The sequence below is a fragment of the Notoacmeibacter ruber genome, from assembly GCF_003668555.1.
Taxonomy (GTDB): domain Bacteria; phylum Pseudomonadota; class Alphaproteobacteria; order Rhizobiales; family Rhizobiaceae; genus Notoacmeibacter; species Notoacmeibacter ruber.
Genome location: NZ_RCWN01000001.1, coordinates 2,640,744 through 2,655,560, shown reverse-complemented (window position 1 = coordinate 2,655,560; position 14,817 = coordinate 2,640,744). Strand labels below are relative to the sequence as shown.

The 14,817-nt window shown below is 59.4% G+C and carries 14 protein-coding genes; 4 read left to right on the top strand and 10 right to left on the bottom strand.

The features are described from left to right. Positions 1 to 59: 59 nt before the first annotated feature. Positions 60 to 1,676 carry a bifunctional phosphoribosylaminoimidazolecarboxamide formyltransferase/IMP cyclohydrolase gene (gene purH, locus D8780_RS12750; RefSeq protein WP_121645942.1) on the top strand — a complete coding sequence of 539 codons (1,617 nt, stop codon included), beginning with the start codon at positions 60 to 62 and terminating at the stop codon, positions 1,674 to 1,676. Here purH and D8780_RS12745 read toward each other — a convergent pair. Both D8780_RS12745 and D8780_RS12740 read right to left on the bottom strand, forming a co-directional pair. Next, positions 1,673 to 2,017: a hypothetical protein gene (locus tag D8780_RS12745; RefSeq protein ID WP_199699649.1), complete on the bottom strand. Its 345-nt coding sequence runs from the start codon at positions 2,015 to 2,017 to the stop codon at positions 1,673 to 1,675. The genes purH and D8780_RS12745 overlap by 4 nt on opposite strands. Next, positions 2,011 to 2,448 (bottom strand): MarR family winged helix-turn-helix transcriptional regulator, encoded by a 438-nt coding sequence (locus D8780_RS12740; RefSeq protein WP_121645940.1) that lies wholly within the window; start codon positions 2,446 to 2,448, stop codon positions 2,011 to 2,013. Before D8780_RS12740 ends, D8780_RS12745 begins: the two co-directional genes overlap by 7 nt. Positions 2,449 to 2,519: 71 nt before the next feature. Between D8780_RS12740 and D8780_RS12735 the strand changes: the two genes are divergently transcribed. Then, the gene (locus D8780_RS12735; protein ID WP_121645939.1) at positions 2,520 to 2,972 is read left to right on the top strand and encodes a hypothetical protein; all 453 of its coding nucleotides are present in this window, start codon (positions 2,520 to 2,522) and stop codon (positions 2,970 to 2,972) included. Positions 2,973 to 3,040: 68 nt separating this feature from the next. Here the strand turns inward: D8780_RS12735 and acs are convergent, their stop codons facing one another. From acs to D8780_RS12720, 3 genes are all read right to left on the bottom strand, one after another. After that, positions 3,041 to 4,996: an acetate--CoA ligase gene (gene acs / locus D8780_RS12730; protein WP_121645938.1), complete on the bottom strand. Its 1,956-nt coding sequence runs from the start codon at positions 4,994 to 4,996 to the stop codon at positions 3,041 to 3,043. A gap of 254 nt (positions 4,997 to 5,250) precedes the next feature. Next, entirely contained in the window at positions 5,251 to 5,928 is a 678-nt protein-coding gene (locus tag D8780_RS12725) for a ZinT family metal-binding protein (protein ID WP_121645937.1), read from the bottom strand. Between the two features lie 168 nt (positions 5,929 to 6,096). Beyond that, positions 6,097 to 6,774 carry a YggS family pyridoxal phosphate-dependent enzyme gene (locus D8780_RS12720; protein WP_121645936.1) on the bottom strand — a complete coding sequence of 226 codons (678 nt, stop codon included), beginning with the start codon at positions 6,772 to 6,774 and terminating at the stop codon, positions 6,097 to 6,099. Positions 6,775 to 6,883: 109 nt separating this feature from the next. Between D8780_RS12720 and leuS the strand changes: the two genes are divergently transcribed. Both leuS and lptE read left to right on the top strand, forming a co-directional pair. Further along, positions 6,884 to 9,493, top strand: a complete 2,610-nt coding sequence (leuS, locus tag D8780_RS12715; RefSeq protein WP_121645935.1) for a leucine--tRNA ligase — start codon at positions 6,884 to 6,886, stop codon at positions 9,491 to 9,493. Continuing rightward, positions 9,480 to 10,040, top strand: coding sequence for an LPS assembly lipoprotein LptE (lptE, locus tag D8780_RS12710; RefSeq protein ID WP_121645934.1), 561 nt, complete (start codon positions 9,480 to 9,482; stop codon positions 10,038 to 10,040). Before leuS ends, lptE begins: the two co-directional genes overlap by 14 nt. 25 nt (positions 10,041 to 10,065) lie before the next feature. Here lptE and D8780_RS12705 read toward each other — a convergent pair whose 3' ends face one another. The 5 genes from D8780_RS12705 to fsa form a co-directional block, all read right to left on the bottom strand. Then, entirely contained in the window at positions 10,066 to 10,965 is a 900-nt protein-coding gene (locus tag D8780_RS12705) for an AEC family transporter (protein WP_121645933.1), read from the bottom strand. A 74-nt stretch (positions 10,966 to 11,039) separates the two neighbouring features. After that, the gene (locus D8780_RS12700; protein ID WP_121645932.1) at positions 11,040 to 11,909 is read right to left on the bottom strand and encodes a polysaccharide pyruvyl transferase family protein; all 870 of its coding nucleotides are present in this window, start codon (positions 11,907 to 11,909) and stop codon (positions 11,040 to 11,042) included. A 143-nt stretch (positions 11,910 to 12,052) separates the two neighbouring features. Further along, complete coding sequence (locus D8780_RS12695) at positions 12,053 to 12,979, bottom strand: glycosyltransferase family 2 protein (protein ID WP_158598506.1); 927 nt, start codon at positions 12,977 to 12,979, stop codon at positions 12,053 to 12,055. Between the two features lie 44 nt (positions 12,980 to 13,023). Then, on the bottom strand, positions 13,024 to 14,109 hold the full coding sequence (locus D8780_RS12690) for a glycosyltransferase (protein ID WP_121645930.1): 1,086 nt from the start codon (positions 14,107 to 14,109) through the stop codon (positions 13,024 to 13,026). A 27-nt stretch (positions 14,110 to 14,136) separates the two neighbouring features. Beyond that, a complete protein-coding gene (gene fsa, locus D8780_RS12685; RefSeq protein WP_121645929.1) occupies positions 14,137 to 14,790 on the bottom strand; it encodes a fructose-6-phosphate aldolase in 654 nt (217 codons plus the stop codon). Positions 14,791 to 14,817: the final 27 nt, after the last annotated feature.

Below are 14,817 nucleotides of genomic sequence, written 5' to 3'. Positions count from 1 at the left end.
TGCTAACTCCCATGACCGCCCGACAGAGGGCGGATGCTCCCCGAGACAGGATCCGATCCATGGCCGTTGCCGCAAAATCCATCACTCCGCCCGACCGCATCACGATCCGGCGCGCACTCCTCTCCGTTTCCGACAAGACCGGTCTTATCGATCTGGCGCGCGCCCTGGCCGAACGCGACGTGGAGCTGCTTTCGACCGGCGGCACTGCGAAGGCGATCCGCGAAGCCGGGTTGGCCGTCAAGGACGTGTCAGACATTACCGGCTTTCCCGAGATCATGGATGGACGCGTCAAGACACTTCATCCGAAAGTCCATGGCGGCCTTCTGTCGATCCGCGACGATGCCGACCACAAGGCCGCGATGGAAGAGCATGACATCGGCGCCATCGATCTGGCGGTCATCAATCTCTACCCGTTCGAAGAGGTGCGCGCCGCGGGTGGTGAATACGCACTGACCGTCGAAAATATCGATATTGGCGGGCCTGCCATGGTGCGCGCCTCGGCGAAAAATCACGCCTATGTCGCGACGATCGTAGACCCGTCCGATTATGCGCCGCTTCTGGCGCAGATCGCTGAAAACGATGGCGGGACCAATTATGCGTTCCGCCAGCGGCTTTCCGCGAAAGCCTTTGCCCGCACGGCCGCCTATGATGCCGCCATCTCGAACTGGTTCGCCGAAACGCTGGATGTCGAAGCGCCGGATTACCGTGCTTTTGGCGGTAAGCTGGCGGCGGTGATGCGTTATGGGGAAAACCCGCATCAGAGCGCCGGCTTCTACACCGATGGCACGAATCGGCCTGGCGTCGCGACCGCGACGCAGGTGCAGGGCAAGACGCTGTCCTACAACAATATCAACGATACCGACGCCGCCTTCGAACTGGCGGCCGAATTCGATCCGGAGCGGACGGCCGCCGTCGCCATCATCAAGCACGCCAACCCCTGCGGCGTCGCCGAGGGCGCGTCGCTCGTCGATGCGTACCGCAAGGCTCTCCGCTGCGATCCGGTTTCGGCATTCGGCGGGATCGTCGCTCTCAACCGCGCACTGGATGCGGAAGCGGCCGAGGAGATCGTCAAGGTCTTCACGGAGGTTATCATTGCGCCGGATGCCAGCGATGAAGCCAAGGCGATTATCGCTGCCAAGAAGAACCTGCGGCTGCTGCTGACGGGCGGACTGCCCGACCCGGCGGCGCGGGGCGCGACCGTCAAGAGCGTTGCCGGCGGCCTTCTCGTGCAGGATCGCGATTTCGGTCGGATCGACGATCTCGATCTGAAGGTTGTGACCAAGCGCGCGCCCAGCGATCAGGAGATGGCCGATCTGCGTTTCGCCTTCCGGGTCGCCAAGCATGTGAAGAGCAATGCCATCGTCTACGTCAAGGAAGGCGCGACCGTCGGCGTTGGCGCTGGACAGATGAGCCGTGTCGACAGCGCCCGTATCGCAGCGCGCAAAAGCGCCGATGCTGCCGAAGCAGCAGGTATCTCCGAACCCTTGTCGAAAGGCTCCGTCGTGGCTTCCGACGCCTTCTTCCCCTTTGCGGACGGCCTGCTTTCAGCGGTGGAAGCTGGTGCGACGGCGGTGATCCAGCCGGGCGGTTCAATGCGCGACGATGAGGTGATCGCCGCGGCGGATGAGCACGGGATCGCCATGGTGATGACGGGCATGCGCCACTTCCGTCACTAGTCCGGATTTCCACGCGCTTTCTCTTCGTCGCCGAGGCCGGCCCACCAATCGGCGTAGCGGGTGTTCCAGGGCGCCTTGCGCGTCTCGTCCGGTGCGCCATCGGTCCACCAGACCGGCCCGCGCTCGCCAAGGCGCTTTTTTGCGGCGTCGACGCGTCTCCGGGCGGCCTTTCTGGATTCGTCGTCCGGTGCATCGCGAACCTCACGGCGCGCCGCCATCAAATCGTCTACGGTATCCTGACGTTCATTATCGGAAAGCGATGGATCGCTCTTTCGCCACAGCCGGCCTTTGGCGACGAAATAGCGGCCATCGGGCGTTTCGGGATAGCGGGCGCTCAAAATCGCTCCGCTTTCTGCAGATTGGAGATCGTGTTGCGCATGAGTTCGATCAGGGCGGTGCGCTCCCAAGGGTTCAATCCCTGAAGGGCAATCTCATTGACAGAGGTCGCTGCTTCGGTGGCCGGCTTTTGCAGGTTCCGACCGCGTTCCGTGAGGCAGTTTTTCCGTGATCGGCGATCGACAGGATGGGGCTTTCGCTCAATCAGGCCGTCACGTTCCATCCTTTTGAGCGTGTTGGCCATCGTCGCCTGTTCGACATCGAGGCGTTCGACCAGCTCGGCCTGCGTCAGACCGTCTTCTTCCCATAGTTCGAGAAGGGTCATGAACTGCGCCGGGGCCAGATCCAGTGCCGCGATATTGCGTTGCAGCGCATGAAAGAAAAGGCGCGCCATGTGGTTCGCGAGATAGCCTGCGGAAAATCTCTTATCGAACATGCGTCTCTTTCTTATTGAATAGCACGCTATTAAATATTATAGATAGCAAGCTATTTAATGAGGTAGTCGTTATGACCCGCATTGTCCATCCGATCGCTGGCACTCTGGCATTGCTGACGATTCTCACTTTCTGGCTCTCCACCGTCTTTGTCGAGCTGTTCGGATCGACGGAGATGACCGTATTCGTCAAGGAGGCGATACCCTGGGGATTTCTCGTGTTGATTCCCGCCCTTGCCGTGGCCGGTGGATCGGGGCGGGCACTGAATACATTCGGGCTGGCCCATGCCAAAGTGAAACGAATGCGCATCATCGCGCCGAATGGCGTCCTGGTTCTCGTGCCCTCGGCGTTTTTTCTGGCGTGGAAAGCGGGAGGTGGTCAGCTGGACGCTGTCTTCTATGCGGTTCAAGCCATCGAATTGCTGGCAGGCGCTCTTAATATCGCACTGCTCAGCCTTAATATGCGGGACGGATTGCGGCTGACGGGTCGTATGGGCGGGCGAAACCTCAAACGCCGTGCCGCCTGATCGATCCGTTGGCAGACAAAAGAAAGGCGGGCCGTAGCCCGCCTCCTTTATTTCATAGGTGTGACCGGTCAGCCCTTGAGGTCTTTGTGGTTGACGATCAGATCGTCGACTACCTCCGGTTCGGCCAGGGTCGAGGTGTCGCCCAGACTGTCATACTGGTCCTCGGCGATCTTGCGCAGGATGCGGCGCATGATCTTGCCCGACCGGGTTTTCGGCAGACCCGGCGCGAACTGGATCAGATCGGGTGAGGCGATCGGCCCGATCTCCTCGCGAACATGGTTGCGAAGTTCGTTGCGCAGTTCCTCCGAGGGCTCCTCTCCGGCCATCAGGGTCACATAGCAGTAGATGCCCTGACCCTTCACATCGTGCGGGTAACCGACAACCGCTGCCTCTGAGACCTTGGGGTGGGAGACAAGGGCGCTTTCGACCTCGGCCGTGCCCATGCGGTGGCCGGAGACGTTGATGACGTCATCGACACGTCCGGTGATCCAGTAATAGCCATCGGCATCGCGGCGCGCGCCGTCGCCGGAGAAGTAATAGCCCTGATATTGCTGGAAATAGGTGTTGGCGAAGCGCTCGTGATCGCCATAGACAGTCCGCATCTGCCCCGGCCAGCTATCGGCAATGGCAAGGACGCCCTCCGCTTCCGTCGCTTCGATCACCTTGCCGCTTTCCGCCTCCAGCATGACCGGTTTGACGCCAAAGAACGGATTGGTGGCCGAGCCGGGTTTCAGGTCGGTCGCGCCTGGAAGCGGGGTGATGAGATGGCCGCCGGTCTCGGTCTGCCACCATGTGTCGACAATCGGCGTCTTGCCCTTGCCGATTTTGTGGAAATACCACTCCCAGGCTTCAGGATTGATGGGCTCGCCCACGGTGCCAAGCACTTTCAACGAAGACAGGTCATGACCCTCGACGAAGCTGTCGCCTTTGCCCATCAGCGCGCGAATGGCAGTCGGCGCCGTATAGAACTGGTTGACCTTGTGCTTTTCGATCACCTTCCAGAAGCGTGACGCGTCCGGATAGGTCGGCACGCCCTCGAACATCAGCGTCGTCGCGCCGTTCGCAAGCGGGCCGTAGACGATGTAGCTGTGGCCGGTGACCCAGCCGATATCGGCGCCGCACCAGTAGATGTCGCCGGGATGATAATCGAAGACCAGCTCATGGGTCATCGAGGTCCAGACCAGATAGCCGCCCGACGTATGGACGACGCCCTTCGGCTTTCCGGTCGAGCCGGATGTGTAGAGGATGAAGAGCGGATCCTCGGCATTCATCGCCACGGGATCGCAGTCGTTTCCGACCGTCTCTTCCATTTCGTGCAGCCAGAAATCGCGCCCGTCCTGCATGTCGACATCATCGCCGACACGCTTGACGGTGAGGCATTTGACGTCATCGCCGCATTTCTTCAGAGCCTTGTCGGCATTGGCCTTGAGCGGCGTCTTCTTGCCGCCGCGCGGCGCATGATCGGCCGTAATGAGGACTTTCGCGTCGCAATCGTTGATGCGGTCGGCGAGGGCATCGGGCGAAAAGCCCGCGAAAACGATGGAGTGAACCGCGCCGATCCGTGCACAGGCCAGCATCGCATAGGCGGCCTGCGGGATCATCGGCAGATAGATCACGACCCGATCACCCTTGGAGACGCCCATCTCCTTCAGCACATTTGCGAATTTGCAGACATGAGCGTGAAGCTGTTGGTAGCTGATATGCTGCGCTTCATCGTCGGGGCTGTCGGCCTCCCAGATGATCGCCGTCTGCTCGCCCTTGTCCTTTAAATGGCGGTCGATGCAATTGGCACTGACGTTCAGTTCGCCATCCTCGAACCATTTGATCGAAATGTCGGGATATTCGAAATTGACCGCCTTGATCCGGGTGGGTTCCTTGATCCAGTCGAGCCGCTGCATGTGCTCTTTCCAGAAACCCTCCGGATCGTCGATCGACCGCTTGTACATTTCATCGTACTGGGCCTTGTCGATCAGTGCGCGCTCCTTCCACGCGTCCTGAACCGGATGCAATTGTACGTCACTCATGATTCATCCTCCCTCCATATGCGGTGGCGGGGGCCGCCACGCATGATCTGACAGGCGCATGGCGCCCTCTTTCCGGCACCACACTTAGCGCGGACGGAAGGACTCTCCAATTCGACATTCGGTGAGTGCCGGTCGCTCGCACGACAAGTGAGGCGTGGAATGTGTCTCAGCCGCTATTGAATGAGCCATGAGAAACGACTGGCAGTTCTGTGAAGCCGCCAGCCGTTGCATCGCCAAATGCAGTCAGGGCCCGATCAATGCGCCATCATCTCGTCGACGATCTGTGCGCCGCTTAATGAGGCGGGATAGTAGGTCGGCCAGTTGGTCACTTCTTCCAGCAGAGCGGCTCGGTCGTCGCCCCAGTAGAGATGGAAGTGACCGGCATCGACCGGCGCGATGGCGTGGTCGCTGAACTGGACGAACCGGGGAGCGCCATCGTCGCCCGAGACCTTCTTGAAGATGTATCGCACACCGCGATTGCCCTTCTTGTAGGTCAGGGTCTCGTGGCCATCATCGGCATATCGGCCCGCCAACGTCTCTCCATCCTTATAGAAGGTGAAGCTGTCGCCATCGATCACGATGCGGTTCACATCCGTCCGGTACCCGGTCTCGTAATAGGCTTTGTATTCATAGGCGGTCTTCTCGCCCGCCTCGGCCTTGTGCGCCATGACGGGGTCAAGCGTGCCGGCCTGCAGATAGGGGTATACGGACTGCCAGTCGCCCTGCCAGTCGGCCAGTGTCCGGTCCTTGATCTGGCTGTCTTCGAAATAGCCTTTGCCAATATCGTTCTTCGGCTCAGCGTCGCTATGGGAGTGGCCATGCGCATGGGCTGACGAGTTATCGCCTTTCCTGTCTTCCGCCTGCGCCGGTCCGCCAAGAAGCAGTGCCGCGATGGCCACGAGTGCCGTGTGTTTCCATGAATTGCTATTCATTCCTACGCTCCATTCAATAGTTATGTTATAACATAACAATTATGGCTGTAGCTGTGCGCCCAATCTTGGTCAAGGGGGAAAGTGATTTGGGAAATATCGTGCGGGCGCTGAAAAAAGGTCGACGGCCTTCTTATCCGCGTGTTGCGGTTCACCACAAACCGCAGGGGATTATTTCTGTCCGTCGTCCCGCGCGCCGAAGATGGCGGAGCCTACGCGGATATGGGTCGCGCCGAATGCGATCGCGGTCTGGTAGTCGGAGCTCATGCCCATGGAAAGCGTCGAGACGCCGGCTTCTCCTGCCAGCTTTTCCAGAAGGGCGAAATGCGGGCCGGGATTTTCATCGACGGGCGGGATGCACATCAGCCCGTCGATCACCAGCCCGTACTCATCGCGACATCGGGCGACAAAGGCGACTGCATCCTCAGGCATGATGCCGGCTTTCTGCTCTTCCTTGCCCGTATTGACCTGCACGAGCAGGCGAGGGGCCTTGCCCTGTTTTTCGATCTCCTTCGCCAGTTCCCTGGCGATCTTTTCGCGGTCGACGGTCTCGATGACGTCGAACAAGGCAACGGCGTCGGCAGCCTTGTTGCTTTGCAGCGGTCCGATCAGGTGCAGTTCGATGTCGGGGTAGTCCTGGCGAAGTGCTGGCCATTTGCCCTGCGCTTCCTGCACCCGGTTTTCGCCGAAGACGCGCTGGCCAGCTTCGACCACCGGGCGGATGGTGTCCGCATCATGCGTTTTCGATACGGCAATCAGCGTGATATCGGAGGCGGGGCGGCCAGCTTCTTCTGCCGCCTGCTGGATGGAGCGTACAACCTCGTTGAAATTTTCCAGACTGCCGTCCATTGCGCTTCCTTCCGCTCAACCTTGACGCGGCGGTTGACCCTTTTCGCAAAGCATGGTCAAGCATCCGCCGATTATCCGCCCGCAATGAACAGATAGAAAAGCCCTGACCATGGCAACCGAGCGCTACAATCCCCGTACCGTCGAGCCGAAATGGCAGACCGCCTGGGACGAGAACAAGCTCTTCGAGACCGACAAGAACGATCCGCGCGAAACCTACTACGTGCTGGAGATGTTTCCCTATCCCTCCGGCCGCATCCATATGGGCCATGTGCGCAACTACACGATGGGTGATGTCGTGGCGCGCTACAAGCGGGCCAAAGGGTTTGCAGTGCTTCATCCGATGGGGTGGGATGCGTTCGGCATGCCGGCGGAAAACGCGGCCATGGCCAACAAGACACATCCGGGAACGTGGACCTACGCCAATATCGACACGATGCGCAGCCAGCTGAAAAGCATGGGCCTGTCGCTAGACTGGTCCCGCGAATTCGCAACCTGTGACGTCGATTACTACCATCGCCAGCAGATGCTGTTCCTCGACATGCTGGAAGCCGGGCTCGTCACCCGCAAGAAAAGCCGGGTCAACTGGGACCCGGTCGACATGACGGTTCTGGCCAACGAACAGGTGATCGACGGCAAGGGCTGGCGCTCGGGCGCCGAGGTCGAACAGCGCGAACTGGTGCAGTGGTTCTTCAAGATTTCCGATTTCTCGGACGACCTGCTGGCGTCGCTCGATGAATTGCCCAACTGGCCCGAAAAAGTCCGGACGATGCAGAAGAACTGGATTGGCAAGTCCGAGGGGCTGTCGTTCGAATTCGGTCTGCCGGATTCGCCCTACGGGTTTCCAAGCCTGCCTGTTTTCACCACTCGCGCGGATACGATGTGGGGACCGACCTTCGCCGCGATCTCGCCCGACCATCCGCTGGCAAAAGCAATGGAGCAGGACGATCCGAAGGTGGCGGCCTTCACTGCGAAATGCCGCCAGATCGGAACATCGGCGGAAGCGATCGAGACAGCAGAAAAACTCGGCTACGATACCGGTCTTCGCGTCACCCATCCTGCCGATCCGAATTTCACGCTTCCGCTCTGGATCGCCAATTTCGTCCTGATGGATTACGGCACGGGCGCCGTTATCGGCTGCCCTGCGCACGATCAGCGCGATCTTGATTTTGCGCGCAAATATGACCTGCCGGTCACGATCGTCTTTCAACCGGTCGAGGCGGATGATTTCGAGATCGGAACAGAAGCGTACACGCCAGCGAAAACCGAAACGGTTCGCTATGTGCATTGGCACGGCGAGCCTGGAACGGTGCAGAGTTGCGAGCAGGCGATGGAGAAGACGCTTGCGCTCTATGTCGAGAAGGGCTGGGGCGAAGCGAAGACCCAGTTCCGGCTGCGCGACTGGGGCATTTCGCGCCAGCGCTATTGGGGCTGCCCGATCCCGGTCGTCCATTGCGAGAGCTGCGGCACGGTGGCGCTGAAGAAGGAAGATCTGCCGGTCAAACTTCCGGACGACGTTTCTTTCGACAAGCCGGGCAACCCGCTTGACCGTCATGCGACATGGCGCGCGGTCGCCTGCCCGAAATGCGGCGGGCCGGCTCAGCGCGAAACCGACACGATGGATACGTTCGTGGACTCATCGTGGTATTTCGCCCGTTTCACCGCGCCGCATGCCGATGCACCGACCGAACCCGATGTGGCCAATCGCTGGCTGCCTGTCGACCAGTATATTGGCGGGATCGAGCACGCGATCCTGCATCTGCTCTATTCGCGCTTCTTCACGCGCGCCATGAAATTGACGGGCCATCTCGATCTGAAGGAGCCCTTCAGGGGCCTTTTCACGCAGGGCATGGTCGTGCACGAGACGTACAAGTCGGCCGGCGGATATGTGACGCCCGCAGAGGTGCGCATCGAGGGCGAGGCGGAGCAACGCCGGGCCGTTCTCCTGTCTTCTGGCGAGGAAGTAACCATCGGCGGCATCGAGAAGATGTCGAAGTCGAAGAAGAACGTGGTGGATCCTGACGAGATACTGGCGTCATATGGTGCCGATACGGCGCGCTTTTTCATGCTTTCGGACAGCCCGCCGGAGCGCGACGTCATCTGGACCGAAGGCGGCGTGGAAGGCGCGCATCGCTTTGTGCAGCGCGTCTGGCGCCTCCTGTCGGAAGCGGCCCCGGTGCTTAAGCCGGTGGCCGGAGCGGCCGCCAATGAGGGAGACGCCGCCGCGATCTCCAAGGCGACGCACCGCACCGTGAAGGCTGTCGGCGAGGATATCGAGAAGCTCGCCTTCAACAAGGCTGTCGCTCGTCTCTACGAACTGGTCAATATTCTGTCGAATCCGCTGCAGGCAGCGGCCAAGGGTGAGGCGGACGAGCCGACCGTCGCGGCCCTTGCCGATGCGGCGGACAAGCTCATCGCCATGCTCGCGCCCATGATGCCGCATCTGGCCGAAGAGTGCTGGCAGATGCTGGGCCATGACACGATGGTGGCCGAAACCGACTGGCCCGATTACGATGAAGCGCTGATCGAGGATGATACCATCACGCTGCCGGTTCAGGTGAACGGCAAAAAGCGCGCGGATGTCACAGTCGCCAAAAATGCGGACAAGGCGGACGTGGAAGCGGCCGCCTTGGGTCTCGACGCCGTTCAGAAGATGCTGGATGGTGGCGCGCCGAAGAAGGTGATCGTGGTGCCGGGGAGAATCGTCAATGTGGTTGTCTGATCGCGCGAGCTCCGTTCTTTCCAGACTGGCCGGAATCTGTGCGCTTCTGACACTTGCCGCATGCTCGGTTCAGCCGCTCTATGGAACGTCGGGCAGTGCGACGATGAATCGTCTGCCGATCGAGGTCGCTGACGTTTCCGGTCCCGATCGCCCTGCCTTCATGCTGCGCGACGAACTGGTCTTCCTCATCAATGGTGGTCGAAGCCAGCCTGTCGGCGCTCCGTTCCGCCTCGATATCGTGCTGGAGAGGAAAAACCGGGTCTCGAACACCGCACCGGTGGCCGATGGCGAAATCAACCGCACCTTTGCCGGGCAAGTCGAACTGCGGGCGAACTACGAACTCGTCAATGTCGAAACCGATGAGGTCATCACTTCCGGTCGACGGCGGGCTTTCGCGCAGTATGACCGGTCGACGCAGCTCTATGCCCTTCGGGCAGCCCAGGAAGATGCCGAGGAGGATGCAGCCCGCGAACTGGCGCGCATTGTTGTATTGGCGATCAATGGCAAGCTGAAGACTTATGTGGCGCCTCAGATCGTCGTAAAGTAAAACAAGTCTGCCCAGGCGCTTGCCGTCACTGAATCATATAGAGAACCAGCGGCAGCGTCAGCGCCGCGAGCGCGGTCTGCGCTGTCGTGAGACCGGCCATGAGCGGGCCATCACCTTTCATCTGCGTGGTCAGAACATAGGCCGTCGGCGCGGTCGGGATGGCGGTAAAGGTGATCAGAACGAGCATCTCCGTCTGGCCGAGCCCCCAGAGGTAGCCGATCACAAAGGCCAGGCACGGCATCGCCAGCAGCCGGCCTGCGCAATTGGTCAGAAGGGTGGCCGATTCCCCCCGTGCCATGCTGGGCTTCAAGGCAGCCCCGACGCAAAGCAGGCCGAGCGGCAGGCTTGCCTGCGCCAGAAATCCTATGATCTCCGCACTGCCGGGCGGTAGCCCTATTCCCGTGAGGGAGAGCACGATGCCGATAATGCACGCTATGATGAGCGGGTTTGAGAGGACCGGGCGAAGAAGCATGGCCAGTCCGACGTCACGCCCACCCGCCAGGGCGAGAACCGAGAAAATATTGACGGTCGGCACCGCGATGGCGAGGAGAACGGCGGCGCGGGCCACGGCATCCGCGCCGCCTATCGATCCCACCACGGCGAGGCCGAGATAGGTGTTGAACCGGATCAATCCCTGAAGAAGCGGGCCGTGCCGGCTGGCCTCCCATCCCCTCAGGCGAGACATTCCGGCCAGTAGCACCGTCACGATCACGATGACGGCTAGAATGGCACCGCCGAGGCTCAAAATGGCCGGATCATCCAGAGGCGCGCGCGAAAGGCTCCGGATCAAAAGGGCCGGAAAAAGAATGAAGTAGTTCAATTTCTCGGCTGCCGGCCAGAATGCCGGATCGGGAAAACCGGCGCGGCGCAGGACGAAGCCGATGGCAATCAGGGCAAAGACGGGCCAGAGGGCGGCGAGGATCAAGTGTCGGGGCTTTCTTCGTGATTTTCTTCAGCCTGGCCAGACGGACAGGGCGGGTTTGGCGACCATCAACCATGTCAATTAATTCTGTAATCCAATTTCACTTTTCTGACGGTTTCTTCAAATCGTCTCTTTTTTTCGTCTATCACTTTTCTCTCAGCCAATCGTCCGTCGAGTTTCGCACATTCTTCTATGAAAGGTCGGATCAATCTTCTTTCATGTCCGACAATGGCGCGATGTCGAAATTTCCGTGTTGAGACAGGCCCTAAACGTCGCGGAAGATGACGAATAAAGGTCTCGAACTTAATGATATTCTTTTCTTCGCAATATGATGTGAAGTCATTCCATTTCGATGCATTGAATCGCTCATGTATCTGCACCGGAATCCATGGTATTGAAAAACAATCAGCTACTATCGCTCCGTGAAGAGATTCGGTCACGACAAGTGATGCGCTATATATGTTTTCAATAACATTCAAGAAATCGTCGGAAGGGCTGACCAAACGTATATCGCTCGCTGCGAACTGATCCTCCAAGCCGTAGTCCTGGATCGTCGAATAATGAGGAACAAAGCACACGTTTCTCTGACGAGACCGTTGTAACCGATATTCGTCAAAATCGCCTATCAAATAGGCAGGGTCGATCATGCCGAGAGACTCATCCAGCCCGAGCAGCGAAGCGCTTACAGGGCCGCGCAGCGCTCGAATGTCCCAATTCAAATTCGGAGGTATGGTGGGAACGTCGCCGTAACCAACACCTGATCCAAGAATCAGTGTTTTCTGTACCCGAAAGCCGCTCATCCTTCGTTCATGGAGCAGCGTACCCACACCGAAGAAAATCGTCTCGGGCGAGATCGTACGCCAGCCCGGCAAAATCCGATCCCACAGCCAAGGGTTGAGATCGTCGCCGAAATTGCCGCGCTTCGATATCCAGTGGATCAGTTTCAACCGCAACTCCTTGCCGCACGCCGTCGGCACTGTTCTGTTCTAGCCACGAAACAACTTTGCGCGCGGCGGCACCTCCTGACGATGATAAATGGTCTTTCAATCGCCGTGCGCATCATGGCGGCCCTCATCACGAGGTGCCCAACTTAGTGACCGGAGATGTTCTTATAAAATTCTTCCGGAAGACCGAATAGCGAGCGAGCGAAGCCGGCCGCCCGAGCGCGCCGTATCTTTCCCTTGAGGCCCTTAACGCCATTCTTTTCGGTGCCAAGCATGCCGTGCCAGAGACCCTCCGCATAGAGGCCCGCAGCTTTCGGACCGAAGCGGAACGCGGCCGACCCCCAGCCATGCGCAAGCCGATGGCGCATAACGTCGTTTGAAGCCACCCGCGACTTGTCGGCAAGAAGCCATTCGAGTGTCAGCCTATCGCTCAGGACCCATTCTGTAACACAAGCCTCGGCCACATAGCGTATCTTACAGCCCATTGATGTGGCCGTCATGAAGAACGCTTTGTCCTCACTGCCACTGAATTTCAATCGCTCGTCGAAGCGGAGCTCGGGGGCGTTCTGAACGATCCATTGACGGCGGAGAAGTGTGTTGTTGGTCGCGACGAAGCCCTTGATGACATCTCCCGTCTGCCGGCCGTTCGCTCGTCGCTTCGGTTTCCACGGCGGCATGGGGTCGTTTGCCTTGTAGAGCACGGGACCGTTCAGCACGTCGGCTTCGGGTAGCGCCGCGGCTGCTGATACCATCGCGTCATACCAGCCCGGTTCAATTGTCTCGTCGTCATCGATAAAGCCGATCCAGTCGACATCCGTCCCCAACGCATTTTCGAGGGCGCAATTGCGCGCATGGGGGATGCCCAGACGGGGCTCGAACAGATATCGGACTGCGACATCCGGATACTGGCCGGCGATTCCTTCAACAAGAGGCCGGACTTTTTCGGCATCATCGTTCTCGACCACCAGAACGGAGTTCCCCGGTCGGGAACTCAACTGGGGAAGAAGACTCTCCAGACAGCGTTTCAGCATCTGGGGCCGCCTGCGGGTGCAGAGCGTGACTGCAACCGTCATTTCTTCTGATCCACTCATACTCCCTCTCGGAACTCGGTGACGCCTCAGGAGAGATCGCCGACGAAACTCACTATCTCTGTCAGAAAGCGATCGTCTCTGAATTTGGCTATTTCATCGCCCCGAAGATGCGGCGGTTCGGCGATAATCTGCCGGATTCCGTTTGCGAGCGCATCAATATCCTTGTTGGGAACCAGAAAGGCGCGCTGCTCGCCCTGCAATATCTCCGATGGGCCGAAGGGACAGTCCGTGCTCACGACGGATGTTCCAACGATAAGCGCCTCGATCAGAACACCCGGCAGGCCCTCGCGATCGGACGAGAGAATAAGTGCGTCGGCGCCACGGATCAGAGGGTAGGGGTTGTCCCGGTAGGGTATGCAGATGACATCGTTTTCAAGCCCGAGGGCTCGGATATCATCCCTGACATGATCCTTTACCTTGCCAAGGAGAACGAGTTTGCGGTCAACGCCGCTCGCCTTGTAAGCCCTCAGCAGAATGTCGTGGCGCTTCGGCTCGGCGCTGCGGCCCACATGGATGATATAGTCTTCGCCCGGAATGTCCGGATCCGGCTGGGTCGATAAAGTCCGGATCGCCTCGAAGTCGAACGGATTGTAGATCGTACGGATCTGGCGGTCGCTTCTTTTGAACAGGCGGCGCGCGGACTCTTCCATCGCACTGGATACACAGAGTAGCGGCTTGTCGCCATAGAGACGCTGAATGCGTCTGCGTCTCGGCAAATGGCGAATCCGCCCGCCCTCGAGAAGCTCGGTGAAATGATTGCCGGCAATGCGGTAAATGAACCCACATTCGGGCAGTCTGGCGACGACCTTGTCGGCAGGCAGAAGGCAGGAGACCTTGATGGAGAAACTCTCCGGCCCGCCAAGTTCGGTGATGGTGTCCCAGAGCGCCTGGACCCTTCTCCGACGCTGAAAAAGACCGGACTCGATCTGTGGCAGAACGATATGCCGGATAAAGTCCGGAACGACGAAATTCTTACGGTCCGACAGCGTGATAACGACGATCTCGTAGCCAGCATCGTGCAAAATCTTGGAATAACGGGTGATCGCCCTCTCTGCCCCGCCGCCGCCGAAGTGGGGCAGGACAAAAAGCGCGCGTTTGGGTGCCTCACCCATCCTGCCAGAGCGCCGAACGCGCCGCGGTCAAAGAATGCTCTGGCCGGTCTTCTTCCAGTCGGCCGTGAAGGCATCGAGACCCTTGTCGGTCAGCGGGTGCTTGACGAGCGCATGCAGTGTCGAAGGCGGCACGGTCGATACATCGGCGCCGATCATGGCAGCTTCCTTGACGTGGTTGATCGTGCGGATCGAGGCGGCGAGAATCTCGGTCTCGAAGCCGTAATTATCGTAAATGGTGCGGATTTCGCCGATCAGCTCCATTCCATTGATGCCCATATCGTCGAGGCGGCCGATGAAGGGGCTGATGAAGGTGGCGCCCGCCTTGGCGGCGAGCAGGGCCTGGGTGGCGGAAAAGCAGAGCGTCACATTGACCATCTGGCCGTTGTCGGTCAGCGCCTTGCAGGTCTTCAGACCGTCGAAGGTAAGCGGCACCTTGATGGCGATATTGTCCGCGATCTTCGCCAGAACATCGGCTTCCTTCATCATCGTTTCATGATCGAGAGCAGTCACTTCGGCTGAGACCGGACCGGAGACGATGTCGCATATCTCTTTCGTCACTTCCTTGATGTCGCGGCCGGCTTTGGCGATCAGGGAGGGGTTGGTGGTCACACCATCCAGCATTCCGAGGTCGTTCAGCGTGCGGATCTCGTTCACATCAGCGGTATCGACGAAAAATTTCATAGCAGCAGCTCCCTTGGGGTCTGGCGG